This window comes from Amycolatopsis benzoatilytica AK 16/65, assembly GCF_000383915.1.
Lineage (GTDB): Bacteria > Actinomycetota > Actinomycetes > Mycobacteriales > Pseudonocardiaceae > Amycolatopsis > Amycolatopsis benzoatilytica.
On sequence record NZ_KB912942.1, the window covers coordinates 3,066,447 to 3,090,559 of the forward strand.

Here is a 24,113-nt window from a genome sequence, read left to right on the forward strand (position 1 = left end):
GAAGCGGGCCTGGTGGAGGCGCTCAATGTCGAACGCGGAAACACCCCGGACCAGTCTCAAACGCGACGCTTTCGGCGTCCCCAGCATCCTGTTCTTCGTCCTGTCCGCCCAGGCGCCGCTGACCAGCATCGTCGGCGCCGCCTGCCTCGCCATCGCCATGGGCGACGGGGCCGGGGCGCCGGGCGCGTACCTGGTGGTCGGGCTGGTGGTGATCCTCTTTTCCGTCGGGTTCACCACGATCACCCGGCATCTCGACACCCGGGGCGGGTTCTTCGCCGTGATCCGGGCCGGGCTCGGGCTGCGCACCGGCGCGGGCGGGTCGCTGCTCGCCCTGTTGTCCTACAACGCCGTCCAGTTCGCGATGTACGGACTGTTCGGCGCGAGTCTCGCCGGGCTGTTGGCCCGGGACGCCGGGTTCGGCTCGCCGTGGTGGACGTGGTCGCTCGCCGCGATCGCGCTCGTGTGGTTCCTCGGCTCGCGCAAGGTCGAACTCGGCGCCCGCGTGCTCGCCGTGCTGGTCGCGTTCGAACTCCTGCTGCTGATCGCGTTCGCGATCGGCGTGCTCGCCACTCGCGGCCTCGGTTCCCTCGACGTGGCAAGCAGTTTCGGTCCGAAAGCAGTGCTGGCGGGCGCACCGGGAGTCGCGATCATGTTCGCGATCGCGTCGATGTTCGGATTCGAGTCCACCGCCATCTACTCCGGCGAAGCCAAGGATCCGAAGCGGACCGTCCCGCGCGCGACCTACATCGCGGTCACACTCATCGCGGTCTTCCTCGCCTTCGTCACCTGGACGCTCGTCGGCTACTACGGCGCCGCACACGTGCAGGACCAGGCCGCCCAGGCGCTCGGCACCGACCCCGCGCTGTTCGCGCTGACCCCGCTGCAGAACGTCCTCGGCGGCTGGGCCAGCACCGCGGCCGACATCCTGCTGTGCACCTCGCTGTTCGCCGGAGTGCTGGCCTTCCACAACATGATCACCCGGTACTTCCACGCGATGGCCGGCAGCCGCCTCTTCCCGGCGGTGCTCGAGCGCACCAACCGGCACCAGGCACCCGCGAACGCCTCCGCGGCGCAGTCCTTCGCCGCGGCAGCCGCGATCGCCCCGTTCGCGATCCTCGGGCTCGACCCGGTAGCGAAGCTGTTCAGCTGGTTCAGCGGCCTCGCGGTGGCGACGCTGATCGTGCTCTATGCGCTCACCTCGGTCGCGGTCGTCGTCTACTTCCGGCGCGAACGGGTCGAGACCAACCCCTGGACCACTCGCATCGCACCCGGACTGTCCACGCTGCTGATGGCCGGGATTCTGGTGCTGGTGCTGAACAACTTCGGCGTGCTGACCGGCGGCGACCCGCTCACCGTGGTCCTCCTGCTCGCGTCCGTTCCGGTCAGTTTCGCCTTCGGCTGGGCACGGGTGCGCACCAAGTCCGCGGTGCCGGTGCCCGCCGAAATCGCTTGATCCGCCTACGAAAGCAAGGATGAAGATGTCGTTGCAGACGCTGCCCGTCACCGACGCCGAGCCGACCTCCGTCCGTCATCCGCTCGCTCCGCTGACCCCGGCCGAGATCCGGCGCGCCCGGACGGTTCTGGACGAAGCCGGGCTGACCACCGCGCACAGCCGCTTCTCCTACGTGATGCTGCGCGAGCCGGAGAAAGCCGACGTTCTCGCCTGGGATGGAACACGGGAGCTGCCCAGGGAAATCTCCCTTCTGAAGACCGAAGTGGACACTCTGGAGCTCAGCGTCCTGGTGGTCGACGTGTCCTGCGGCCGAGTGGTCTCCCGGACCGGACTCGACCCGGCCGCCGCGGGCTTCGGCCCCTGCTTGGACGAGGACTACGAGCTGGTCGACCAGATCGTCAAGGCCGATCCCGGCTGGATCGCGGCCCTGGCCAAGCGCGGGGTCACCGACCTGTCGACGGTCAAGCCGGTGCCGTTGTCGGCGGGCGTGTTCGGCTACGACGACGAGATCGGCACCCGGGTCTACCGCGTGCTCAGCTTCGTCCAGCAACACCCCTCCGATTCCGCTTGGGCGCATCCGGTCGGCGGCGTGATCGCGCACGTCGACATCGCCGGGCGCAAAGTGCTGCGGGTGGTGGAAACGCACGTCGGCCATGTTCCCGAGGAGTCCGGCGACTACCTGGACCCGGACTTGCGCGGGCCGGAGCGCACCGGACTCAAACCGATCTCCATCACCCAGCCCGAGGGCGTGTCCTTCACCGTCGAGGACGGTGTGCTGCGCTGGCAGAACTGGTCCGTCCGGCTCGGCTTCAACGGCCGTGAAGGTCTTACCCTGCACCAGCTTTCCTACGACGACCACGGCGCCCAGCGGCCGATCCTGTACCGCGCGTCGATCGCCGAGATGGTCGTCAACTACGGCGACCCCGGCCCGACCCACGGCTGGCAGAACTACTTCGATCTCGGCGAGTACCAGTTCGGCCGGCTGGCGAACTCCCTCGAACTCGGCTGCGACTGCCTCGGCGAGATCACCTATCTCGACGCCGTCGTAGTGGACGACCACTGCGCGCCGGTCGCCATCCGCAACGCGATCTGCGTCCACGAAGAGGACTACGGCGTCCTGTGGAAGCACAAGGACATCTTCTCCGGTTCCGCCGAAACCCGCCGCCAGCGCCGGATCGTCGTGTCCTTCTTCGGCACCGTCGGCAACTACGACTACGGCTTCTACTGGTACCTGTACCTGGACGGCACAGTCGAACTGGAGGCGAAAGCCACCGGCATCCCGTTCCCCTCCGGCTACGACGGAACGGACCCGTACTTCACCGAGCTGGCCCCGGGTCTCGGCGCGCCGGTGCACCAGCACCTGTTCTCCGCGCGGCTCGACTTCACGGTGGACGGCGTCCGCAACCACGTGGACGAACTCGACGTCGCGACCGTGCCGATGGGCGAAGGCAACCCGTGGGGCAACGCGATCTCCCGCACGACGACCCGGCTCCGCACCGAGCGGCAAGCCCGCCGCCAGGCCGCCGGCCACCTCAACCGCGTCTGGGCGGTGTCGAGCGACGAACGCGCCAACCGGCTCGGGACGCCGACGTCGTACGTGCTGTATCCCGAGGGGCAGCCCGCGCTGCTGGCCGACCCCGCGTCTTCGATCGCCGCCCGCGCCGCCTTCGCCCGGCACCATCTCTGGGTCACCCGCTACGACCGCGACCAGCTGTGGCCCGCCGGCTACACGGTCAACCAGAACCCCGGCGGCGACGGCCTGCCCGCCTACTCCGCGGCCGACCGCGACGTCGACGGGCAAGACCTGGTCGTCTGGCACACCTTCGGGCTCACCCACTTCGTCCGCCCCGAGGACTGGCCGATCATGCCGGTCGACTACACCGGGTTCACGCTGAAACCGCACGGCTTCTTCGACCGCAACCCGACCCTTGACGTCCCGGACCTCAACCGCCGCACCACCACCTGCTGCCCGGCCGAAGGCGGCCATGCGCACGGGTGAGGTCCTGGTGCGCCGCGCCGTCGCGGTCGTCTCGGCAGCCGGGGGTCTCGGCCACCTCGCCATGGCCGGTGCGTCATGGACGTTCGCCGTCATGGCCGCGCTGTGCCTGCCGTGCGCGGTGCACCTGTGGCGCCGCGGCAGCCGGCGGGCGTGGGCGATGGCAGCGTTCGGCGCGGTCGGCATGGTCGCCGCGCACCTCGCGCTCCTCGTGCACTCCCCCGGCGGTTCCCCGCACCACCATTTCGCCGCACCGGCAATGCTTTCCCATCCCACAGCGCACCTGCTCCCGCTGACCGCGATCGAGGCGCTGGTCGTCATCGGCGCGCTGTGGGCAGCCCCGTCCCCGTCCCGACCCTTCAGGAGCCAGGCATGACCGCGACCACGACCGCACCGACCGAGCTGTTCCTCGCCGGACGGTGGACCTCCGGAGGCGCCGGCACTCTCGAGACGCTCAACCCGAGCACCGGCGAAACGCTTGCCGAAGTCGCGTCCGCGAGCGCGGACGACGTCGACACTGCCGTCCTCGCCGCCACCGCCGCGCTGCGCGGCGACTGGTCCGCCGTTCCCCCTTCGCAGAAGGGGCACTTCCTCGCCAAGCTCGCCGACCTCGTCGAACGCGACGCCGAACTCCTGGCCCGGCTCGAAGCGCTGGAAATCGGCGTCCCGTACGGGTTCGCGAGCGCCTTGTTCGTGCCGAACCTGATCGGCTCGCTGCGGTACTACGCGGGTTGGGCGGACAAGGTCAACGGCGAACTCGTCGTCAACGACGGCTACTTCGGCACGCCCACGCACGCCTATACCCGGCGCGAGCCGGTCGGTGTCATCGCCGCGATCGTCCCGTGGAACGCGCCGCTGATGATCCTCGGCTGGAAGCTCGCGCCCGCGCTGGCCACCGGCAACACCGTGATCGTCAAGCCCGCCGAGGACGCCTCGCTGGCGATCCTGCACCTGGGGAAGCTGATCGAAGAAGCCGGTTTCCCTGCCGGGACAGTGCAAATCCTGCCCGGTGCCGGCGGTGTCGTCGGCGAAGCCCTCGCGGTGCACCCGGGCGTGCACAAGGTCAGCTTCACCGGTTCCACCGCGACCGGCCGCCGGATCCTTCGCAACTCGGCCGGCAACTTCAAGCGCACCACGCTCGAGCTGGGCGGCAAATCGCCGCAGATCGTCTTCGAAGACGCCGACCTGGACTCCGCGGTCCGCGGCGCGGCGATGGGCCTGTTCTCCAACCAAGGGCAGGTGTGCGCCGCCGGCACCCGGGTCCTGGTGCACCGTTCGATCCGCGACGCGGTGCTCGACGGCCTGAAAGCCGCCGCCGAAGCGCAGGTGCTCGGCGACCCGTTCGACCCGGCCGCGACGATGGGACCGCTGGTCAATCGCGCACAGCGGGACAAGGTGCTCGGCTACGTCGAGAAGGGCAAGGCCGAGGGCGCGCAACTGGTCACCGGTGGCGCCGCGCCGGACGGCCCCGGCTTTTTCGTCGCACCGGCGGTGTTCGCCGGCACGAACGAGCAGACCATTGCCCGCGAAGAAATCTTCGGACCGGTCGGGACGGTGATCCCGTTCGAAGACGAGGACGAGGCCATCGCGCTGGCCAACGACAGCGAGTACGGCCTCGCGGCGACCGTCTGGACGAAAGACTTGCGGCGCGCGCACACCGTTTCCGCCGCGCTGCAAGCCGGCGCGGTCGGCGTGAACGGCTGGTCGCCGCTCGGCCCGCAGCTGCCCTGGGGCGGGGTGAAAGCCAGCGGAGTCGGCCGAGAGCTCGGCTACGAAGGCATTCTCGCCAACACCGAAACCAAAACCGTCACGATCGTGCTGTGAGGTGACCGCCGTGTCCATCGAAGAAACCGTCGCGGAACTGGCCCGCCGGGTCGGGGTCCTGGAGGCCGAAGCGGAGATCCGCCGGATCCAGGCGCGCTACATGTTCCTCTGCGACACCCCGTGCCCGGAGTTCGGCGTCGCCGACGACGAGCGGCGCATCGACCTGATCATGGAGCTCTACGCCGAAGACGCGGTGTGGGAAGGCGTGGGCGAGTACTACGACGGCCAGTTCGGCCGAGCCGAGGGCGCCGCCGCGATCCGGGCCCACTTCCAGCGGTTCTGGGGCGAGAAACGTGACCCGGCGCTGCTGCTCAACGCGCATTACCTGACCTCGGAGCAGATCCGGGTCGACGGCGACGCGGCGACCGGGCAGTGGATCCACCTGCAGCCGTGGCTGTTCTCCGACGGCACCGCGCTGCTGCGCTCCAGCAGGCTCAACAACGCGTTCCGCCGGGAACCCGGAGGCTGGCGGATCACCCGCACCCGCACCGAAAATGTCTTCATCGCCCCGCTGTCGCCCGGTTGGGCGAGCGACTACCCGTCGGCGTCGGTGCTGATGAAGCCTTAGCTTTCACTAGACTTCCGCCACGAGGGAAGCGGAGGTAGCAGCCGATGGGCGGGGTGGCGTACGGATCGGGGCGGCAGGCGCTGCTCGACGCCGCGATCCGGGTGGTGTCGACCCAGGGCCTGCGCGGCCTGACCTACCGGTCGGTGGCCGCGGAGGCCGGGGTCAGCCACGGTTCGGTGCGCTATCACTTCGGAGACTGGGCGACGCTGGTCGAGGAGGCACTGGCCAGCTGCGTCGAACGCAGTGTCGCCGACGCCGAGCTGTCCTCGGACGAGCCCGGGTTCGGCCAGTTCGCGAGCGGGCTGGTGTCTCTGGTGTCGGCGAACCCGGACGCCCAGGCGTTCCAGTACGAGCTCACCCTGGAGGCGCGCCGCCGCCCGGAGCTGCGTCCGGTGATGGAACGCGTCAACGACATCTATCGCGACGCCGTCCAGCGCGAACTGGCCCGCAACGGCCTCGACGACCGCGCGCTGGCGGAGCTGGTCTTCATGACAATAGACGGGCTCGTTTTCCACCAGACCGCCTTCGGCGACGACCAGCGGACCGAACGCGCGGTGGCGGCTCTTCGCGCGTTGCTGTCCGCTTACGCGGCCAGTCGCTCGTGACGCCCGGGTAAGATCGCCACGAGCTCGGATGCCGGGTCTCCGGTCTCAGCCGCCCTTTGCCGGTCCGGTCTGACCGAGGTCGAGGGCGCAGCGCGCTCATGCTCGACAACGCCCGGTCCAGGCCGCGGCATATCCGGATCGCTCCGTCGAGTCGCCGTCACCGAACGCGTCCTCTCTCCGGCGCTGGCCGGCGCCCGAGGTTTATCGGCGCCGGATGCGGAAAACCTGCCGGGGAACCGCACCCTCGACCAGGAGACCGGACATGACCGCACCCGGACCCGAACCGGACGAGGTGCCGGGTCTCGAACCCGGCGGCTCGGTGCCGCCCGGCGACACCCCGCCCGACGCGGGCCAAACGTCGGGCCTCTCGCACCCGCAGCCCATGCCTTCGCGCACGCTGCCGGTCGGGTGGCTCGTCGCGGTGGCGGTGCTCGTGCTGGTGGTGGCCGCCTTCTTCGCGCTGCGAGCCGCGGAGTGGTTCTAGCGTCTCGCGATCCCGGTGCCTTTGTTCCGCGTTGTTGTCGACGAGTTGCCCGGACGCCGGTGAACGCGCACCGCCCTACGTCCGTGAAGGACCCCTTGAGGGAATCCAGGTCCGGCAAGGGCCCCTTCACGGCAGTTGCGCCGTAAAGCGATCACGCGACACTGGCTGGCGGCTACGCCCGGATTATCAACGTTTCGCCTGCTTCGCGGCGGGTAACCGGACGCCGGAAGGGAACTCGAATGACAAGCTTGATCACTGACGACTCCGGCGCGACGGCGCACCGAGGCCCGCTCCACCGCGGCATCCCGGTCCCCCGCACGGCGCTGCCCGATGCGTCCTCGCTGCTGCACCGACTTTCGTCGCTGGCCTCCCTGCGCGCCTGGGAGCAACGATCCACTCCGGCTCTGATGCACCAGGCGATTCTGGGCGGCGCGAATGCGTGTCAAGCCGCCGAAGCGGCACACCTGACAGTCGCCGACGCACATTTGTGCTGGTGCGTATGGGCGACCAAGCAGCTGGACCGGCAGCATCCCGACCTGACAGTGGAGCAGTTCCTGACAGTGCACGGTGCTTTCGCGACAGTACTCTCGCACGCACAACGCGCCGCGACGGAACAGGTGCGGCGCTAGCCGCGCAGATCGCGCCCGCGCCAGGTCCGTCCGCAGCTCGGCCAGGTCCGGCCGCGCGCCGGGCTTGTCCACCACTACGGCCTGCTTTCCTCCGTCAATTTCGCGCCCAGCCCGGTACACCTGCGACCTACGCAACGGCCGCGCCGAGGCTGGCTCTGCCCGACGTTGCGCGGCGTCTCCCCCGGCGGAGCCTCCGGATCCGCATCGGCTCGGCCGCCCACGGCCGCGAAGCGCCAGATCGAGATCGGACTGGCGCCGCAGCGAACCGTCGCGTAAAAATGGGGCCGCCACGAGCCCGGCGGCGTGCTGCGGCGCCGCCGGAAGCACCGGAGTTCCGGCAGGAAGGAGCGTGCGCGGCGAATGCTCCACGTTCTGTCTGGACGAACCGGCCGTCGCGGTCGGACGGCGCGCGAAGTTCGCCGAAGCCACCGGCTACCGGACCGAGGCCGAGGAACCCGGCATCTCGGAGGTATTCCACGCGATGGTGCGGCCGGACGCACCTGGCCGGCATCCAGCCCGACCGCCGATCCTTGGAGCGCCGATGACCTCGATCGAGACCGTCCGCGGGCCGGTGGACACCGCCTCTCTGGGCGTCACACTCATGCACGAACACGTCTTCGTGCTCACCGCCGACATCCAGGCGAACTACCCCGAGCAGTGGGGAGACGAGGACGAACGCGTCGCTGACGCGGTCGCCAAGCTGCAGCGCGCGTACGACGCGGGCGCGCGCACGATCGTCGACCCGACGGTGGTCGGGCTGGGCCGCTACATTCCGCGCATCCAGCGCATCGCCGAGCAGGTGCCGCTCAACATCGTCGTCGCTACGGGCATCTACACCTACGACGACGTGCCGTTCTACTTCCGCTACCGGGGCCCGGCGCTCAACGCCCAGGTGCCGGACCCGATGGTCGACATGTTCGTCAAGGACATCCGCGAGGGCATCGCCGGCACCGGGGTCAAGGCGGGGATGCTCAAATGCGCCATCGACAGCCAGGGCCTCACCGCCGGCGTGGAACGGGTGCTGCGCGCGGTCGCGAAGGCGCACCTGGTGACCAATGTGCCGATCACGGTGCACACGCACCCCGGCTCGCGCACCGGGCTGGCGGTCAAGCGCGTGCTGTGCGACGAGGAGGGCGTCGACCCGCGCCGGGTCGTGCTCGGGCACAGCGGCGACACCACCGACTGCGATCATCTCGCCGAGCTGGCCGAAGCGGGTTTCGTGCTCGGCATGGACCGGTTCGGCATCAACCTGGAGACCACGTTCGAGGCTCGCGCGGACACCCTGGCCGAGCTGGTCCGGCGCGGTTACGCCGGACAAATGGTGCTTTCGCAGGACGCGTCGTGCTATCTCGACTGGATCGACCCGAACGTGCTGGAACTGTTGCCGCAATGGCATTTCACGCATCTCTTCGAGGACGTTCTTCCCTACCTGCGAGACAGCGGCGTGACCGAGGAGCAGATCCGTACCATGCTGATCGACGTGCCGCGCAGCTTCTTCGAAAGACGGTGACCGATGTCGTTCAACCTCGCCGCGATGCTCACCGAATCGGCCGCGGCGCACGCGGACAAGCCGTTCCTGCACGCCGGCGACCGGGTGCTGACCTACGCCGAGGTCGACGAGCTTTCCGGCCGCGTCGCCGAATCGCTGGTGCGGCTCGGGCTCGAACCGGGCGACAAGGTCGCGGTGCAGCTGCCGAACGTGCCGCAGTTCGTCCTCGCCTACTTCGGCATCCTCAAGGCGGGCCTGACGATGGTTCCGCTGAATCCGCTGCTGACCGCGCCGGAGATCGCGTATCACCTGCAGGACAGCGAGTCCCGGCTGCTGATCGCATTCGACCAGTTCGCGGAGGCCGCGTTCCAGGGCGCGGGCGGGCTTCCGGTGTACGTCGTCGGCACGCCCGGCGAAGCCCGCGCGTTCGACGAACTCCTCGAAGCGCCGGATTCGGGCCTGCTGCGGGCGATGTCCCCAGACGACACCGCGGTGCTGCTCTACACCAGCGGCACCACCGGCAAGCCCAAGGGCGCGGAACTGACCCACTTCCAGCTCTTCATGAACTGCACCGTCTCGGGCGAGCTGTTCGGTGCCACCGCCGAGGATGTGGGCCTTGGCGTGCTGCCGCTGTTCCATGTCTTCGGACTGTCCAGCGTGCTCAACATCATGGTCCGCTTCGGCGGATCTCTCGTGCTGGTGCCGAGATTCGACGCGGCGACAGTCTTGGACGAGATCGAGCGGCACCGCTGCACGCTCTTCTCCGGCGTCCCGACGATGTACGTCGCGTTGCTGCAACAGGATCTGTCCGGCCGCGACCTGTCGTCGCTGCGCTCGGCGGTCTCGGGCGGCGCGTCGATGCCCGGCGAGGTGATCCGGGCGTTCGAGGAGAAGTTCGGCGGGGTCGTCGTCCTCGAAGGCTACGGCCTGTCCGAGACGGCGAGCACGACGACGTTCAACATCAGCGCCGAGCAACGGAAAGTGCTGTCGATCGGCAAACCGATCTGGGGCGTGGAGGTGCGAGTCCTCGACGCCGACGGGAAGGTGCTCGGCCCCGGCCCGGACCAGATCGGCGAAATCGTCGTGCGCGGGCACAACGTCATGAAGGGCTACTACCGCCGCCCGGAGGCGACCGCGCAGACGATCCGCGACGGCTGGTTCCGCACCGGCGACCTCGGCTACCGCGACGACGAGGGCTACTTCTTCGTCGTCGACCGGCTCAAAGACCTGGTGATCCGCGGCGGCTTCAACGTCTATCCGCGCGAGATCGAGGAAGTGCTGTACGAGCATCCGGCCGTGGCGGAAGCCGCGGTCGTCGGCGAGCCGCACGAACGGCTCGGCGAGGAGGTCGCGGCATACGTCGTGCTCAAGGCCGGGTCCAGCGCGAGCGTCGAAGATCTGGCAATGCACTGTAAGGAACGGCTCGCTGCCTACAAGTATCCGCGCACGATCACACTGCTGGACGAGCTTCCCAAGGGACCCACCGGGAAAATTCTCAAGCGGACGCTGCGAGGCTGACCGGCCCCGGCCCGGGGTCCCGGCCGGTGCCGCCGGGCTAACCGGTCGTGCGCAGGTCGTAGTCGTGCGGGTCGCCGGCCAGCGGAGTCGCCGTGACCTGCAATCGGTCGTAATGCCCGTCGGACAATCCGCTGACCGTCACCTCGGTCCGGACCGAAACGACTTTTCCGTCCGCGCAGTCCGGAGCGCAGTCGTTCTCCCGCAACGTGCCGGTGGCGTGCGCGGTGGCCGAGCCCCATCCGGACCAGTGCAAATCGTCGAGAACGGTATTCGCGTCCGCGCAGGTCAGGATCAGGCTCGAAGGTTTCACCACGTATTTGCCGCACGCGTTGACAGTCGGCACCGCAGCGGCGGGACTCGACGCGACGGGCGTGGACACCGGCGGTGCCTCCCCCGGCCCGCCGGCGCACGCCGCGCCGGCGGACGCGATCAGCATTAGCGCACCAGCGCCGAGAACTGATCGTCGAAGTGCGTTTCTCGCCATGGCTTTCTCCCTCCCGCGCGGCTCCGGACGATGCCCCCGAATCACCGTAGTCGTTCCGGGCAGATGTGCGGGTTAGTACCTCGCGATCCGGCGTCTTTACTTCGCGTTGTTTCGACGAGTTTCTTCATGTCGGTCTGGACGAGGCGGACCTTGACGCTGATGCAGGCAGGCGCAGCGACCCAAGTCCGTGAAGGACCCCTTGAGGGAATCTGAGTCCGGCAAGGGCCCCTTCACTGCAGTTCCACCGCTGCCCCGGCCCGGGAACCCATATGATCCGCCCGGCGTCGTACCCGCGTCGCGGTCTGGGCGGAAAGCTGTGGAGGACAGGCATGTCGAACCTGGGGTTGACCCTCATCCGGATCATTCCGGAGCTGTTGCAGCTGGTGGTGGGTTTGATCGGCCTGATCGTTTCGGTCCAGCGACGCGCCCGCGGGGTTTCCGGGCTGATGGTGGCCGCGTTCGCGGTCATGCTGGTCGCGACGGCGGCCTCGATCGCCTGGCAGTTCCTGCTGATGGACACGACGTCCTGGATGGACTCCGACCACCTCAGCAGCGACGAGATCACGGTGATCTTCACGGTCGTCGGCCTCGTGCTCGACGGACTCAGCCTGCTCTCGTGGATCCTGGTCGCGGTAGCGGTCGCCAAGGGCGGCCGGCAGCCGCAGCAGCCCGGATACGCCCCGGTCGGCTACGCGCCGCAGCCGGGATTCGGGCCGGGGCAGCCAGGATTCGGGCCGCCGCAGCAGGGTTTCGGCACCACCCCGCCGTCCGGGTACAGCCAGCCCGGGCAGCCGCCGTTCCCCCAGGACGGGCCGCCGCCGCAGAGCTGACCGCGGAACGCTACAGCGCGTCGCGTCCGCGTTCCCCGGTGCGGACCCGGATCACCGTCTCGACCGGCGTGACCCAGATCTTGCCGTCGCCGATCTTGCCGGTGTGCGCGGTCTCCAAGATCGCGCGCAGCGCGGTGTCGACCTGGTCGTCGTCGAGCAGGATCTCCAGCCGGTACTTGGTGATGAAGTCGACCGCGTACTCGGCGCCGCGGTAGATCTCGGTGTGGCCCTTCTGCCTGCCGTAGCCGCGGACCTCGCTCACCGTCATCCCGGCGATGCCGAGGTCCTGCAGGGCCACCCGGACGTCGTCCAGCACGAACGGTTTGACGACGGCGGTCAGCAGCTTCATCGAGTCTCCTCGCGCGCCGGCAGGTGCGGCCCGAAGCCGCCGGCGGGCGCGCTCCCCCGGCGTCCGGACTGGATTGCCAGCTCGTACGCGCCTTCGGCGTGCTCGGCCTCGTCGACCCCGTCGATCTCGGCTTCGCGGTCGACCCGGAATCCCCAGAACTTGTGCATGGCCCAGCCGATCAGCAAGGTCACCACGAACGAATACCCTAGTACCGCCAGCGTTCCGACCGCCTGGCGCCACAACTGGTCGAGTCCGCCGCCGTAGAACAGGCCGTTCGCGCCTTGCGGGTCGACGCTCATCGTCGCGAACAGGCCGATCATCAGCGTGCCGGTGAGCCCGCCGAGTCCGTGCACCGCGACCACGTCGAGCGAATCGTCGAAGCCGAACCGGTACTTCAGGCTCACCGCGAACGAGCAGGCCACGCCCGCGACCGCGCCGATGGCGATCGCGCCGAGCGGTTCCACGTACGCGCAGCCGGGCGTGATCCCGACCAGCCCGGCCACCGCGCCGGACGCGGCGCCGAGCGTGGTCGGCTTCCCGTCGCGCAGCTGCTCGACGATCAGCCAGCCCACCACTGCCGCCGCACCGGCGACAGTGGTGTTCAGGAACGACGTGGCGGCCAGATTCTTCGCGACCAGCGCGGAACCGGCGTTGAACCCGAACCAGCCGAACCACAGCAGCCCGGCGCCGAACATCACGAACGGCAGGTTGTGCGGCCGGACCGGCTGTTTCGGCCAGCCGTGCCGGCGGCCGAGCACGAGCGCCAGCGCCAGCGCGGCGGCACCGGAATTGACCTCGACGACCGTGCCGCCCGCGAAGTCCAGCACGTGCAGCTTCGCGGCGATCCACCCGTCGGGGGCGAACACCCAATGCGCCACCGGGATGTACACCAGGGTGACCCAGACGATGGAAAACACCGTCCAGGTCCAGAACCGGGCGCGCTCGGCGATCGCGCCGGCCAGCAGTGCGACGGTGATGATCGCGAACATCATCTGGAACGCGACGAACCCGTAGAGCGGTACCTGGTTCCCCGGCGGCCCGACGGTCTGCTCCGCCAGTCCGCGCAGGCCCGCCATCCGCAGATTGCCGAGCAGCCCGCCGAACCAGTCCGGGCCGAACGCGAGCGAATACCCGTAGATCACCCAGACGAGCCCGACCGTGGCGAGGCAGATGAAGGTCATCGCCATCACGTTCAGCACGCTCCGGGCGCGGACCATGCCGCCGTAAAACAGCGCGAGGCCCGGGGTCATGAGCATGACCAGGGCGGCGCTGCCGAGCAGCCATGCCGTGCTTCCGGTATCCACCACGCTGGAACACTCCTCGTCTCCGACTACCGGCCGTTGGAAGCTAACCGCGCGGTGTTACGAGGATGTTTCCGTCGTGCTTCCGGCGGTCGCCCGCAACCGGGCGAAACAGCCGAAACGGAATCAGCGGGAAGAGGAATGCCCGCAGAAGCGGACAGCAGCGGCCGGACTGCGCGAAGTCGCCGAAAAGGGGGCAGTCCGGTCGGCGCGGCGGCCGCGGCCAGTCCGCGGTTCCGGTCCGAGCCAGCGAAAAGGAGGTGCTCAGCGAGGGTCCAGCAGCGCAGGCAACTCCGCCACCGAACCCAGCACGTGCGTCGCGCCGTGCGCGCGCAGCACCGCTTCGTTGTGCGCTCCGGTCAGCACTCCGGCAACCACCGAAGCTCCGGCTCGGCGGCCGGTCAGCATGTCGAACCCGGTGTCGCCCGCCACGGCCACCGCGCGCACGTCGCTGATTCCCAAGCGCAGCACCGCCGTCAGCACCAGGTCGGGGAACGGCCGTCCGCGGCCCGCGTCCGAGGGGCACATCACCAGGTCGGCCACCTCGGTCCAGCCGAGCCGGGCGAGGAGCGCGTCGCGGGTCTCGGCCGAGAAACCGGTGCTGAGGCATACCTTGCGGCCCTGTGCCTGGAGCTTGTCGATCGCCTCCGCCGCACCGGGCAGCGGCTCGGCCGCTTCGATCGCGTGCGCGGCGAACGCCTTCTCGAACGCGAGATTCGCTTGTTCGGCAACGTCGTCCTCCGCGAACAATGCGCGGAATACCTCAATTTTGGACTGTCCCATGGTGTCGCGGACGTAAGCGTCCACCTCCGCGCGCTCCGGCGAGTCCGCCGGCACGCCTGCCGTCTCCAGCGCCTCCGCGAAGGCGGCTTCGACCGCTCCGTCGTCGCGAACCGTCGTGCCGGCCAGGTCCAGCACGACCAACTCGATGCCTGCGCTCATCGGGCTTCCTCCATTTCCCGGCCGGTCACCGCGTGCACCGCGCTGATCAGCGCCATCGTCTCGACATCGGCCGCGCTGCACCCGCGCGAAAGATCGTGCAGCGGCGCGGCGACGCCTTGCAGGATCGGGCCGAGCGCGGTCGCGCCGCCGAGCCGTTCGGCGACCTTGTAGGCGATGTTTCCGGCGTCGAGATTCGGGAACACCAGCACATTCGCCCGACCGGCGACGGACGAGCGCGGCGCCTTCGCCATGCCCACCGCGTCCACCACGGCGGCGTCGAACTGCAGTTCGCCGTCCACCTCGATGCCGGGCAGCCGTTCCTGGACCAACTCGGTGGCGCGCCGGACCTTCTCCACCGCGGAGTGCTTCGCGCTGCCGCGAGTGCTGAACGACAGCAACGCGACGACCGGCTCGGTTCCGGTGAGCGCACGGTGCGTTTCGGCGGCGCTCGCGGCGATGTCCGCCAGCGCGTCGGCGTCCGGCTCCGGCACCACAGCGCAATCGGCGAAGGTGAGTGCCCGGCCGTCTCGCAGCAGCATCAGGAACGAGCTGCTCAAGGTCCGCACGCCAGGGACCAGGCCGACGATCCGCAGGCCGGCCCGGAGCACGTCGGAAGTCGGCCGGGTCGCGCCGGCCAGGCAGGCGTCGACCCGGCCGAGGGCCAGCGCGGCCGCGGCGAGCGCGAGCGGGTCGCAGACCACCGTGTCCGTCCGGCCCGGGAACGCGGCGGCAAGCCGGGCGAGGACGGCTTCGTCGGCCGCGAGTTCCGCAGTGTCCAAAACGGACGGAACAGGCAGCCCCAAAACAGCAGCGGCCGCGGCGATTTCCGCGGTCGGACCGACCAGCAACGGTCGGATCGCGCCTTGCTCGGTCAGCCGGGCGGCCGCGCGGACCGCGCGTTCATCGGCACCGTCGGCCAGTGCGACCCGCGGGCGGGCGCTGCCGACGCGTTCGCGCCAGGTCTCGGCCAGAGGGGCCATGGTCATCTCGCAACTCCTCGCGGCGGACAGCAACGCTCTCCGTGAGGATGGCGACCCGCTGGCCACCACGACAGGGCCAGAACCGTCCCCGATGGCGGGTCCAGCCGAGCTCCTTCTGGACCCTTCGACCGCGCGGTTTCTGGCACTTTCGCCGTGGCCAGCCGTCCCGCACTCTCGGTCCACACACGACAGATGGGAGCAGGCGATGAAGATCGGTGTGCCTCGTGAGGTCAAGAACCACGAGTACCGGGTAGCGGCGACGCCGGCCGGCGTGCACGAGTTCGTCGCGGCCGGCCACGAGGTCTTCGTGGAGCGCGGCGCGGGCGAGGGCTCGTCCATTCGCGACGACGACTACGCGGCCGCCGGCGCGAAGCTGCTCGACCGGGCGGACGACGTGTGGGGCACCGCGGAACTGGTGCTGAAAGTGAAGGAACCGGTCGCCGAGGAGTACCACCGGCTCCGCTCCGACCAGCTGCTGTTCACCTACCTGCACCTCGCGGCCAGCGAGCCCTGCACGCGGGCGCTGCTCGACGCGGGCACGACGACGGTCGCCTACGAGACCGTGCAGCTGCCCAACGGCTCGCTTCCGTTGCTGTTCCCGATGAGCGAGGTAGCCGGCCGGCTGGCGCCGCAGGTCGGCGCGCAGACGCTGATGCGCGTGAACGGCGGGCGCGGCGTGCTGATCGGCGGCGTGTCCGGAGTCCCGCCGGCCCGCGTGGTCGTGCTGGGCGCGGGCGTCGCCGGGATGAACGCGGTCGCGGTCGCGGCGGGCACCTGGGGCGACGTCGTGTTGTTCGACAAGAACGTGGACAAGCTGCGTGCCGCGGACCGGATGTACCAGGGCCGCATCCGCACCGCCGCGGCGAACTCGTACGCGATCGAGCAGGCGGTGCTCGAAGCCGACCTGGTGATCGGCGCGGTGCTGGTGCCCGGGGCGAAGGCGCCGAGCCTGGTGTCCAACGAGACGGTCTCCCGGATGAAGCCGGGCAGCGTGCTGGTGGACATCTCGATCGATCAGGGCGGCTGCTTCGAAGACTCCCGGCCCACGACGCACGCCGAGCCGACCTTCCGCGTCCACGAATCGGTGTTCTACTGCGTGGCCAACATGCCGGGCGCGGTACCGCACACCTCCACGCACGCGCTCACCAATGTGACACTGCCCTATGCGCTGGAAATCGCGAACAAGGGCCTGCGGACCGCGGTGCGCGACACGCCCGAACTGCTCGGCGGCGTGAACACCGTGTCCGGGACGCTGACCTACGAGCCGGTCGCCGTCGCCCACGGCCTTCCCGTCGCGGACGCGGCCGCCGCGCTCGCCTGAGGCGCGCCGGCCCACCCGGCGCGGGGTGGGAAAACGGGCCGCCGCACGTTACGTTCGGCCCACCTTGCCCCGCGCCGGCCATCGGAGGAGAACGCCCTTGCCGCGCACCTTGATCGAGATCGACCGGTCGTCCGACGAGCCGCTGTACCGGCAGGTCCGCCGGGCGATCGAGCACGGCATCGCGGTCGGTACGTTCGACCCGGCGCGCCGGCTGCCCAGCTCGCGGGAGCTGGCCGTGGAGCTGGGTGTCTCCCGTAACACGATCAACCTTGCCTACCAGGAGCTGGTGGCCGAGGGCTACGTGGACAGCCGCGAACGCAGCGGGCTGTTCGTCAACCGGGAGATGCGCCCGCACTGCGCGACCGAGCAGCGCGACACCGAGTCGCGCATCGACTGGACCCGCCGCGTGCGCAGCTTCCCGGACGCCGGCATCGCGCACATCGAGAAGCGCAGCGACTGGGCGAGCTATCCGTACCCGTTCCTCGCCGGGCAGGTCGACGTCGCCGCCTTCCCCGCGCGGTCGTGGACTCGCTGCCTGCGCGACGCGCTGTACAAACCGCACGTGTTCCACAGCCTCCAGGACAGCGTCGGCTCCGACGACCCGATGCTGGTCGAGATGGTCTGCCGGGAGCTGCTGACCGCCCGCGGGATCGAAGCGGAACCGGACGAAGTGCTGATCACCGTCGGATCGCAGCAGGGGCTCGACCTGCTCGGCCGGGTGCTGCTCGGACCGGACCAGGTGGTGGGCATCGAAAACCCCGGCTATCTCGACGCACGGCACATTTTCCTGCGCACCGGAGCGCGAGTCGCCGGAATCGACGTCGACTCCCGCGGCCTGCGCCCGCCCGAGTCGCTCGACGGGATCGACCTGCTCTACCTCACGCCGAGCCACCAGCACCCGACGAACGCGACACTGAGCATCGGCCGCCGCCGCCAGCTGCTCGCCCAGGCCGCCGCGTCCGGGACTGTGGTCGTCGAGGACGACTACGACAGCGAGTTCCGCTACCAGGGCAGCCCGACTCCCGCACTGAAGGCGCTCGACAGCAGCGGGGACGCGGTCTACCTGGGCACGTTCTCCAAGTTCCTGTCCCCGGGGCTGCGACTGGGCTACCTGGTCGGGCCGAAGGAACTGGTGCGCGCCCTGCGCGAAGCCCGCCGCTACATGGTGCGCCACCCGCCCGGGCAGCTGCAGCGCGCATTGGCGCTGCTCATCGAAAGCGGCGAGTACCACCGTTCGCTGCGGCGCTACCGCACGAAACTCATGCGCAAGTGGGCCGCCACCTGCGCCGCCTCCGCCGAAGATCTGCCGTGGCCGCAGCCGCCGTACCCGCCCGGCGGCGTCAGCCTGTGGATGACCGGCCCGCCCGAGCTGGACTGCCGGGTCCTGGTGGAGCGCGCCGAGCGGAAGGGAATCCTGATCGAGCCCGGCGACATCTTCTTCCTCGGCGACGATCCGCCGCGCAACCACTTCCGCATCGGGTTCTCCGCCACGCCGGCGCCGGCGATCGAACCGGGAATCCGGCTGCTCGGCCAGGTGTGCACAGAGCTGCTCGGGGGCTGAACCCGGCCACGTCCGGCGGCCCCGGCTGTCAGTGAAGGACCCCTTGAGGGACTTGGATTCCGTGAAGGGGCCCCTGACGGACGCGGAGTTCGTCAGGACCTCCGACGGACCTGGAGTCCGTGAAGGGAACATTCAGGGACTCTGAGTCCCTCAAGGGGTCCTTCACGACCGCACCGCACCCGGACCCGGACGAACCGCGGAACGCTCGCCCCGCAACCGCCCCCGGCGGCATCAACACCGGCCTGGTGTCGATGGGGTTGAACCTGGTGATCGTCTTCGGCTGGAGCCTGCTTTCTCGCTGCTCAGCCGGCCGGCTGACGGCGCGCGATCAGGTCGAGGATCTCGCGGAAGGCGCGGAAACCCGTGCCTTCCGCGGCATCCAGCGACAGGCTGCGTCGGTAGTACGCGCTCAGATCGAGCCCGACCCCGATGCCGTACACCTCCGCGTCGCCGCCGCGCGCAACATCGCCGGCCACCTCGGCCAGGTGGTGATCGAGACAGCGCTCGTCGTTCGCCAGCGCGGTGGCACCGTCCATCGGACTCCCGTCGGACACCACGAAAATCAGCCGCCGCCGCGCCTCGCACGCGCGCGCCCGAGAGGCAGCCCAGGCCAGTGCTTCGCCGTCGATGCCTTCACGGAACAAGTCCGGTTTGAGCAACGCCGCTATGTCCCGCCGAGCACGTCGCCAGGGCGTCGCAGCGTCTTTGAACACCAAGTGCCGACGCTCGTTCAGCCGTCCCGGATGCGCCGGGCGCCCGGCCCGCAGCCAGTCGCGCCGGGCGCGGCCGCCGTTCCACGCGGAGGTGGTGAAGCCGAGGATTTCGCAGCTCGCGCCGGCCAGATCGAGCGCTCGGGCGAAAAGGTCGACCAGCACCGCGACGGTTTCGCGGTGCGCCTTCATCGAACCCGAGCAGTCCAGCAGGAAGGTCACCAGCACGTCGGCGACCGGCTCGGTGCGCTCCACCCGGAACACCCGGTGATCCGCGGGAGTGGCGATCAGCCGCGCCAAGGCCCGGCCGTCGATCCGGCCCTCCTCCTGGTCGCTGTCCCACCCGGCGCGCTCGGGTGCGGCCAGGACGGCGGTCAGTTCCCGCGCCAGCCGGGCCACGTTGACGCCGTGGCGCGCGACCCGCTCGTCCAGCCGTTCCCGCAGTTCCCGCAACAGGTCCGGCCGCACGAGCGAGCCCGCCCGGTCCTCCCGGTCGTACGCGGTGGTGAACACCCGATACGGTCCGCTCGCGGCGGTCAGTCCGGTCTGGCCGCCCAAACTGGCGGTGCCGCCGTCCTCCGCGCCTGGATCGTCCTCGAAATCCAGCAAGAGCGCGTACTCCACGCCCTTCTCGTCCTTCTCCGCGTCCTCCGCCTGCTCAGGTCCAAGCATCCCAGCGACTGCGTCGGCCAGCGCGCGAGCGTGCGCGGCAAACGCTTCCTGGTCGGTGCGGCACCGGCGAAGCCCGGCCAAGTGGGTGCCGAGGACAGGGGCGATCGCCGCGCGCGTAGGCTCGATCAGGTCCTCAGTTTCAGCCACTACCGGCTCGCCGGTGATCCGGGCACGGGCGACCTGGGCAACGGTGTAGATCAGCACTCCGCGCGCGGTTTCAGTCAGTCCATTGTGGTGCGCCGCGAGCGACCAGCGAACGTGTCGCCGCCGCAGATTCGCCGCGATACCGGGAAAATCGGCCGGCACCAGAGACTCCACCCGGAATTGTTCGAGCAGCTCGAACAGCAGCCGCGCGACGCCGCCGCCGGGCCGCAGGCGCGCGTGCCGGGCGCGGTCGGACCGGACCAGGCGCAACGCCATCCCGTCCGCCGCACCGCGAAACGACCGCACGTCCTCGTCTTCGGCGCGCAGGTGCGGCACGGACAGCGGCACCGGCCGGCCGTCGCGATGCAGCCGCCCGGCCCGGAAATGCACCTCGGGTTCGCCGCTGACCGCGCGGATCGCCGCCGCGGACAGCTCTTCGACTTCCTGGCGGCGCCGGACCTCGGAAGCGTTCACGCCGCGGCGAGTTCCCGGTCGAAGCAGCGCTGGAAGTACTCGGCGACGACCGGCCGCTCGGCTTCGTCGCATTTGTTGAGGAAGGTCAGCCGGAACGCCAGCGCCGGATCGCCGAAGATCTCGCAGTTCTCCGCCCACGTGATGACGGTGCGCGGCGACATCAGCGCGGACAGATCACCCGCCCGGAACCCTTCGCGAGTCAGCCCGGCCACCGCCACCATCGCCGGCACCAGCTGCGCGGGCAGCCGCGGCACCCGGGCGCGCACGATCGCGGCTTCCTCCTCCGGTGCCAGATAGTCCAGCGCGGCCACGATGTTCCAGCGGTCGATCTGCGCGTGGTTGAGCCGCTGGACCCCATGGTAGAGACCGTTGAGGTTGCCCAGCCCCACCGTGTTGGCGGTGGCGAAAAGCCGGAAGCCGGGATGCGGGCGGAGCACCGTGTTGCTGTCGATCAGCGTGAACTTGCCGTCCCGCTCCAGCAGCCGCTGGATGACGAACATGACGTCCGGCCGCCCCGCGTCGTATTCGTCGAGGATCAGCGCGGTGGGCCGGCGCAGGGACCACGGCAGGATTCCCTCGCGGAACTCGGTCACCTGCTTGCCTTCGCGCAGCACCACCGCGTCCTTGCCGACCAGGTCCAGCCGGCTCAGGTGCCCGTCGAGGTTCACCCGCAGGCACGGCCAGTTGAGCCGGGCGGCGACCTGCTCGATGTGGGTGGACTTGCCGGTGCCGTGCAGGCCCTGCACGAGCACCCGCCGGTTGTGCGCGAACCCGGCCAGCAACGCGAGCGTCACGTCTGGATTGAACCGGTACGCGGAGTCGAGTTCGGGCACGTGCTCGTCCGGTTCGGCGAAGCACGGGACGAGCAGGTCCGCGTCGATGCCGAACGCGTCGCGCACGGCGACCCGGGCGTCGGGACCGTGGGGGGACAACGAGTTCATCAAGGGACCTCCGTCAGGACGGGATGCTGTCGGCGGCGTCGGGTTGTCCCTCTGCCTCGACCTCCTGGATCGCCTCGGCGGCTCGCTGCAGCGCGGGCAGCGCCTGCAGCGCCTTGTCTGCGGTGAGCCGCATGACCGGGGCCTGCACCGCCACCGCCAGGTTGGAACGGCCAGTGCGGCTGGGCACCAGCACCGCCACGCACACCAGGCCGGGCAGGAACTCCTCGTCGTCCAGGGCGAATCCGTCCCGCCGGATGCGGGCGAACTCCTCCTCCAGCTCGTCGAGGTCGGTGATCGTCTTCGCGGTGTAGGACTTGAGCGGCGCGTGCGCGAGCAGCTTGCGCCGCTGCGCCGGGCTCATCTGGGCCAGGATGATCTTGCCGCTGGCCGAGCAGTGGATCGGCACCCGCGAACCCGGGCGCAGGTAGAACCGCAGCGGCTCGGGCGTCTCGACGCGGTCGAGGTACACGATTTCGCTGCCGGACAGCGCGGTGATGTTGCAGCTCTCCCCCAGCTCGTCCACCAGGTGCTTGAGCACCGCGTGCCGCGCGCCGTGATGGGTCGCGTTGAGCAGCAGGTTCTCCGCGAGCCGGCGCAGCCGGACGCCGGTGCCGTAGTGCCTGCCGTCCGCCTGGCGGACGAGCAGCCCGGCGCCTTCCAGCTGCTGCAGCATCCGGTGCAGGGTCGGTTTGGGCAGGCCGGTCTCCTCGACCAGCCCCTGCAGCGTCACCAGCTGGTCCTTGGCCGCGATGAGCTCGAGCAGCGAGAACAGCCGCATGGTCGGGGTGTCGCCGTCGAGGCCCGCCCCGTCCGGCTCGCGCACGAGCTCGACGGCGGGCGGCTTACGCAACTCACTCACGTTCCGAAAAGTAGCACACCCTGTCTCGTTTTCCAGGAACTCGCGGTTGACCTGCCGCACGTGGCGTCCTATCGTCCACCATGTTCAGCTTTTATGAACTTCACGTACCGAAAACCAAGACTTTCACTCGTCGAAGGAGTTCAACCATGGCGGAGAGGAAGACGGGCGACGGCCGCACCGTCGTCAGCGGGACGGCGAAGATGACCCCGTCCGAGGCCTTCGTCGAGACGCTGGTGGCCAATGGCGTCACCGACATCTTCGGCATCATGGGCTCGGCGTTCATGGACGCGATGGACATCTTCGCGCCGGCCGGCATCCGGCTCGTCCCGGTCGTGCACGAGCAGGGCGCCGCGCACATGGCAGACGGCTACGCCCGGGTCAGCGGCCGGCACGGCGTGGTGATCGGGCAGAACGGCCCGGGCATCAGCAACTGCGTCACCGCGATCGCCGCGGCCTACTGGGCGCACAGCCCGGTCGTGATGATCACGCCGGAGGCGGGCACGATGGGCACCGGGCTGGGCGGCTTCCAGGAAGCCAACCAGCTGCCCATGTTCCAGGAGTTCACGAAGTACCAGGCGCACGTGAACAACCCGAAGCGGATGGCCGAGTACACCGCGCGGGCCTTCGACCGGGCGCTCGCCGAGATCGGCCCGACCCAGCTGAACATCCCCCGCGACTTCTTCTACGGCGAGATCGAAACCGAGATCCCGGAGCCGCAGCGGCTGGACCGCGGCCCCGGCGGCGACAAGAGCCTCGCCCAGGCGGCCGAACTGCTGGCCACCGCGGAGTTCCCGGTCATCATCTCCGGCGGCGGCGTAGTCATGTCCGACGGCGTCGAGGAGGCCAAGGCGCTCGCCGAGCGCCTCGGCGCGCCGGTCGTCAACAGCTACCAGCACAACGACAGCTTCCCGGCCAGCCACCCGCAGTGGTGCGGCCCGCTCGGCTACCAGGGCTCCAAGGCCGCGATGAAGCTCATCTCGCAGGCGGACGTGGTGATCGCGCTCGGCACCCGGCTCGGCCCGTTCGGCACCCTGCCGCAGCACGGCATGGACTACTGGCCGAAGAACGCGAAGATCATCCAGATCGACGCGGACCACAAGATGCTCGGCCTGGTCAAGAAGATCACCGTCGGCATCTGCGGCGACGCGAAGGCCGCCGCGGCGGCGCTCGCCGACCGGCTCGCCGACCGGACGCTCGCCTGCGACGCCACCCGCGACGAACGCGCCGCGCGCACCAAGGCCGAAAAAGAGGCGTGGGAGCGAGAGCTCTCCGAGTGGACCCACGAGAAGGACCCCTACTCCCTCGACATGATCGCCGAGCAGGACCAGGAGGAGGGCAACTGGCTGCACCCGCGCCAGGTCCTGCGCGAGCTGGAGAAGGCCATGCCGCCGCGGGTGATGGTCTCCACCGACATCGGCAACATCAACTCCGTCGCGCACAGCTACCTGCGGTTCGAGGAGCCCCGCTCCTTCTTCGCCCCGATGTCCTTCGGCAACTGCGGTTACGCGCTGCCGACCATCATCGGCGCGAAGGCCGCCGCGATGGACCGGCCGGCGATCGCGTACGCCGGCGACGGCGCGTGGGGCATGAGCATGGGCGAGATCATGACCGCGGTGCGGCACGACATCCCAGTCACCGCGGTGGTCTTCCACAACCGGCAATGGGGCGCGGAAAAGAAGAACCAGGTCGACTTCTACGACCGCCGGTTCGTCGCCGGCGAACTGGAAAGCGAGAGCTTCGCCGGGATCGCGCAGGCGATGGGCGCCGACGGCATCGTGGTGGACAAGCTCGAGGACGTCGGCCCGGCGCTGCGGAAGGCGGTCGACGCGCAAATGAACGAGGGCCGCACCACGGTCGTCGAGGTCATGTGCACCCGCGAGCTGGGCGACCCGTTCCGCCGCGACGCGCTGTCGAAGCCGGTTCGATTCCTGGAAAAGTACCAGGACTACGTGTAAGCGCGCGGCGGTTCGCGAGCCGGA

22 protein-coding genes are annotated in these 24,113 nt (G+C 69.7%); 14 read left to right on the forward strand and 8 right to left on the reverse strand.

What is annotated here, in order from left to right; genetic code table 11:
- Positions 1-25 precede the first annotated feature (25 nt).
- From AMYBE_RS0113990 to AMYBE_RS0114035, 10 genes are all read left to right on the forward strand, one after another.
- Complete coding sequence (locus tag AMYBE_RS0113990) at positions 26-1,453, forward strand: APC family permease (RefSeq protein WP_020660012.1); 1,428 nt, start codon at positions 26-28, stop codon at positions 1,451-1,453.
- A gap of 19 nt (positions 1,454-1,472) precedes the next feature.
- On the forward strand, positions 1,473-3,452 hold the full coding sequence (locus tag AMYBE_RS0113995; protein WP_020660013.1) for a primary-amine oxidase: 1,980 nt from the start codon (positions 1,473-1,475) through the stop codon (positions 3,450-3,452).
- Positions 3,439-3,825, forward strand: coding sequence for a hypothetical protein (locus AMYBE_RS41680; protein WP_020660014.1), 387 nt, complete (start codon positions 3,439-3,441; stop codon positions 3,823-3,825). Before AMYBE_RS0113995 ends, AMYBE_RS41680 begins: the two co-directional genes overlap by 14 nt.
- Positions 3,822-5,273, forward strand: coding sequence for an aldehyde dehydrogenase family protein (locus AMYBE_RS0114005; protein ID WP_020660015.1), 1,452 nt, complete (start codon positions 3,822-3,824; stop codon positions 5,271-5,273). Before AMYBE_RS41680 ends, AMYBE_RS0114005 begins: the two co-directional genes overlap by 4 nt.
- A gap of 1 nt (position 5,274) precedes the next feature.
- On the forward strand, positions 5,275-5,841 hold the full coding sequence (locus AMYBE_RS0114010) for a nuclear transport factor 2 family protein (RefSeq protein WP_020660016.1): 567 nt from the start codon (positions 5,275-5,277) through the stop codon (positions 5,839-5,841).
- Between the two features lie 44 nt (positions 5,842-5,885).
- Entirely contained in the window at positions 5,886-6,446 is a 561-nt protein-coding gene (locus AMYBE_RS0114015; protein ID WP_020660017.1) for a TetR/AcrR family transcriptional regulator, read from the forward strand.
- Positions 6,447-6,708: 262 nt separating this feature from the next.
- Positions 6,709-6,930, forward strand: coding sequence for a DUF6480 family protein (locus tag AMYBE_RS0114020; protein ID WP_020660018.1), 222 nt, complete (start codon positions 6,709-6,711; stop codon positions 6,928-6,930).
- Positions 6,931-7,169: 239 nt separating this feature from the next.
- The gene (locus AMYBE_RS0114025; RefSeq protein WP_020660019.1) at positions 7,170-7,559 is read left to right on the forward strand and encodes a hypothetical protein; all 390 of its coding nucleotides are present in this window, start codon (positions 7,170-7,172) and stop codon (positions 7,557-7,559) included.
- Between the two features lie 541 nt (positions 7,560-8,100).
- Positions 8,101-9,069: a phosphotriesterase family protein gene (locus tag AMYBE_RS0114030; RefSeq protein ID WP_027927641.1), complete on the forward strand. Its 969-nt coding sequence runs from the start codon at positions 8,101-8,103 to the stop codon at positions 9,067-9,069.
- 3 nt (positions 9,070-9,072) lie between these two features.
- Positions 9,073-10,566, forward strand: coding sequence for a long-chain-fatty-acid--CoA ligase (locus AMYBE_RS0114035; protein ID WP_020660021.1), 1,494 nt, complete (start codon positions 9,073-9,075; stop codon positions 10,564-10,566).
- A gap of 37 nt (positions 10,567-10,603) precedes the next feature.
- On the opposite strand, the gene AMYBE_RS41685 is transcribed toward AMYBE_RS0114035, so the two are convergent.
- Complete coding sequence (locus AMYBE_RS41685) at positions 10,604-11,002, reverse strand: hypothetical protein (RefSeq protein ID WP_020660022.1); 399 nt, start codon at positions 11,000-11,002, stop codon at positions 10,604-10,606.
- A gap of 377 nt (positions 11,003-11,379) precedes the next feature.
- On the opposite strand from AMYBE_RS41685, the gene AMYBE_RS0114045 reads away from it, so the two are divergent.
- Positions 11,380-11,880 carry a hypothetical protein gene (locus AMYBE_RS0114045; protein WP_020660023.1) on the forward strand — a complete coding sequence of 167 codons (501 nt, stop codon included), beginning with the start codon at positions 11,380-11,382 and terminating at the stop codon, positions 11,878-11,880.
- A gap of 10 nt (positions 11,881-11,890) precedes the next feature.
- Here AMYBE_RS0114045 and AMYBE_RS0114050 read toward each other — a convergent pair whose 3' ends face one another.
- The 4 genes from AMYBE_RS0114050 to AMYBE_RS0114065 all read right to left on the reverse strand — a co-directional run bounded on the left by AMYBE_RS0114050 (position 11,891) and on the right by AMYBE_RS0114065 (position 15,458).
- The gene (locus tag AMYBE_RS0114050) at positions 11,891-12,229 is read right to left on the reverse strand and encodes a P-II family nitrogen regulator (RefSeq protein ID WP_020660024.1); all 339 of its coding nucleotides are present in this window, start codon (positions 12,227-12,229) and stop codon (positions 11,891-11,893) included.
- The gene (locus AMYBE_RS0114055) at positions 12,226-13,536 is read right to left on the reverse strand and encodes an ammonium transporter (protein ID WP_020660025.1); all 1,311 of its coding nucleotides are present in this window, start codon (positions 13,534-13,536) and stop codon (positions 12,226-12,228) included. Before AMYBE_RS0114055 ends, AMYBE_RS0114050 begins: the two co-directional genes overlap by 4 nt.
- Before the next feature lie 258 nt (positions 13,537-13,794).
- Positions 13,795-14,472 (reverse strand): phosphonatase-like hydrolase, encoded by a 678-nt coding sequence (locus tag AMYBE_RS0114060; protein WP_020660026.1) that lies wholly within the window; start codon positions 14,470-14,472, stop codon positions 13,795-13,797.
- Positions 14,469-15,458, reverse strand: a complete 990-nt coding sequence (locus tag AMYBE_RS0114065; RefSeq protein ID WP_020660027.1) for a phosphotransacetylase — start codon at positions 15,456-15,458, stop codon at positions 14,469-14,471. The genes AMYBE_RS0114060 and AMYBE_RS0114065 overlap by 4 nt, the downstream gene beginning before the upstream one ends.
- A 199-nt stretch (positions 15,459-15,657) precedes the next feature.
- Between AMYBE_RS0114065 and ald the strand changes: the two genes are divergently transcribed.
- Positions 15,658-16,773, forward strand: coding sequence for an alanine dehydrogenase (gene ald, locus AMYBE_RS0114070; RefSeq protein WP_020660028.1), 1,116 nt, complete (start codon positions 15,658-15,660; stop codon positions 16,771-16,773).
- 97 nt (positions 16,774-16,870) lie between these two features.
- Positions 16,871-18,334: a MocR-like pyridoxine biosynthesis transcription factor PdxR gene (pdxR, locus tag AMYBE_RS0114075; protein ID WP_020660029.1), complete on the forward strand. Its 1,464-nt coding sequence runs from the start codon at positions 16,871-16,873 to the stop codon at positions 18,332-18,334.
- A gap of 302 nt (positions 18,335-18,636) precedes the next feature.
- Here the strand turns inward: pdxR and AMYBE_RS0114080 are convergent, their stop codons facing one another.
- From AMYBE_RS0114080 to AMYBE_RS0114090, 3 genes are read right to left on the reverse strand one after another with little or no spacing between them, the layout of a single operon-like run.
- On the reverse strand, positions 18,637-20,334 hold the full coding sequence (locus tag AMYBE_RS0114080) for a cobaltochelatase CobT-related protein (RefSeq protein ID WP_020660030.1): 1,698 nt from the start codon (positions 20,332-20,334) through the stop codon (positions 18,637-18,639).
- The gene (locus tag AMYBE_RS0114085; RefSeq protein WP_020660031.1) at positions 20,331-21,275 is read right to left on the reverse strand and encodes an AAA family ATPase; all 945 of its coding nucleotides are present in this window, start codon (positions 21,273-21,275) and stop codon (positions 20,331-20,333) included. Before AMYBE_RS0114085 ends, AMYBE_RS0114080 begins: the two co-directional genes overlap by 4 nt.
- Before the next feature lie 13 nt (positions 21,276-21,288).
- Positions 21,289-22,134, reverse strand: a complete 846-nt coding sequence (locus tag AMYBE_RS0114090) for an IclR family transcriptional regulator (protein WP_020660032.1) — start codon at positions 22,132-22,134, stop codon at positions 21,289-21,291.
- Between the two features lie 146 nt (positions 22,135-22,280).
- On the opposite strand from AMYBE_RS0114090, the gene xsc reads away from it, so the two are divergent.
- On the forward strand, positions 22,281-24,089 hold the full coding sequence (xsc, locus tag AMYBE_RS0114095; protein WP_020660033.1) for a sulfoacetaldehyde acetyltransferase: 1,809 nt from the start codon (positions 22,281-22,283) through the stop codon (positions 24,087-24,089).
- The last annotated feature ends 24 nt before the right edge of the window (positions 24,090-24,113 follow it).

Coding starts and splice junctions, on each gene's coding strand:
- AMYBE_RS0114035 (WP_020660021.1), top strand. CDS start 9,073: ATGTCGTTCAACCTCGCCGCGATGCTCACCGAATCGGCCGCGGCGCAC.
- ald (WP_020660028.1), top strand. CDS start 15,658: ATGAAGATCGGTGTGCCTCGTGAGGTCAAGAACCACGAGTACCGGGTA.
- AMYBE_RS41680 (WP_020660014.1), top strand. CDS start 3,439: ATGCGCACGGGTGAGGTCCTGGTGCGCCGCGCCGTCGCGGTCGTCTCG.
- AMYBE_RS0114050 (WP_020660024.1), bottom strand. CDS start 12,229: ATGAAGCTGCTGACCGCCGTCGTCAAACCGTTCGTGCTGGACGACGTC.
- AMYBE_RS0114085 (WP_020660031.1), bottom strand. CDS start 21,275: ATGAACTCGTTGTCCCCCCACGGTCCCGACGCCCGGGTCGCCGTGCGC.
- xsc (WP_020660033.1), top strand. CDS start 22,281: ATGGCGGAGAGGAAGACGGGCGACGGCCGCACCGTCGTCAGCGGGACG.
- AMYBE_RS0114060 (WP_020660026.1), bottom strand. CDS start 14,472: ATGAGCGCAGGCATCGAGTTGGTCGTGCTGGACCTGGCCGGCACGACG.
- AMYBE_RS0114020 (WP_020660018.1), top strand. CDS start 6,709: ATGACCGCACCCGGACCCGAACCGGACGAGGTGCCGGGTCTCGAACCC.
- AMYBE_RS41685 (WP_020660022.1), bottom strand. CDS start 11,002: ATGCTGATCGCGTCCGCCGGCGCGGCGTGCGCCGGCGGGCCGGGGGAG.
- AMYBE_RS0114025 (WP_020660019.1), top strand. CDS start 7,170: ATGACAAGCTTGATCACTGACGACTCCGGCGCGACGGCGCACCGAGGC.
- AMYBE_RS0114005 (WP_020660015.1), top strand. CDS start 3,822: ATGACCGCGACCACGACCGCACCGACCGAGCTGTTCCTCGCCGGACGG.
- AMYBE_RS0114045 (WP_020660023.1), top strand. CDS start 11,380: ATGTCGAACCTGGGGTTGACCCTCATCCGGATCATTCCGGAGCTGTTG.
- AMYBE_RS0113995 (WP_020660013.1), top strand. CDS start 1,473: ATGAAGATGTCGTTGCAGACGCTGCCCGTCACCGACGCCGAGCCGACC.
- AMYBE_RS0114030 (WP_027927641.1), top strand. CDS start 8,101: ATGACCTCGATCGAGACCGTCCGCGGGCCGGTGGACACCGCCTCTCTG.
- AMYBE_RS0114065 (WP_020660027.1), bottom strand. CDS start 15,458: ATGACCATGGCCCCTCTGGCCGAGACCTGGCGCGAACGCGTCGGCAGC.
- AMYBE_RS0113990 (WP_020660012.1), top strand. CDS start 26: ATGTCGAACGCGGAAACACCCCGGACCAGTCTCAAACGCGACGCTTTC.
- AMYBE_RS0114015 (WP_020660017.1), top strand. CDS start 5,886: ATGGGCGGGGTGGCGTACGGATCGGGGCGGCAGGCGCTGCTCGACGCC.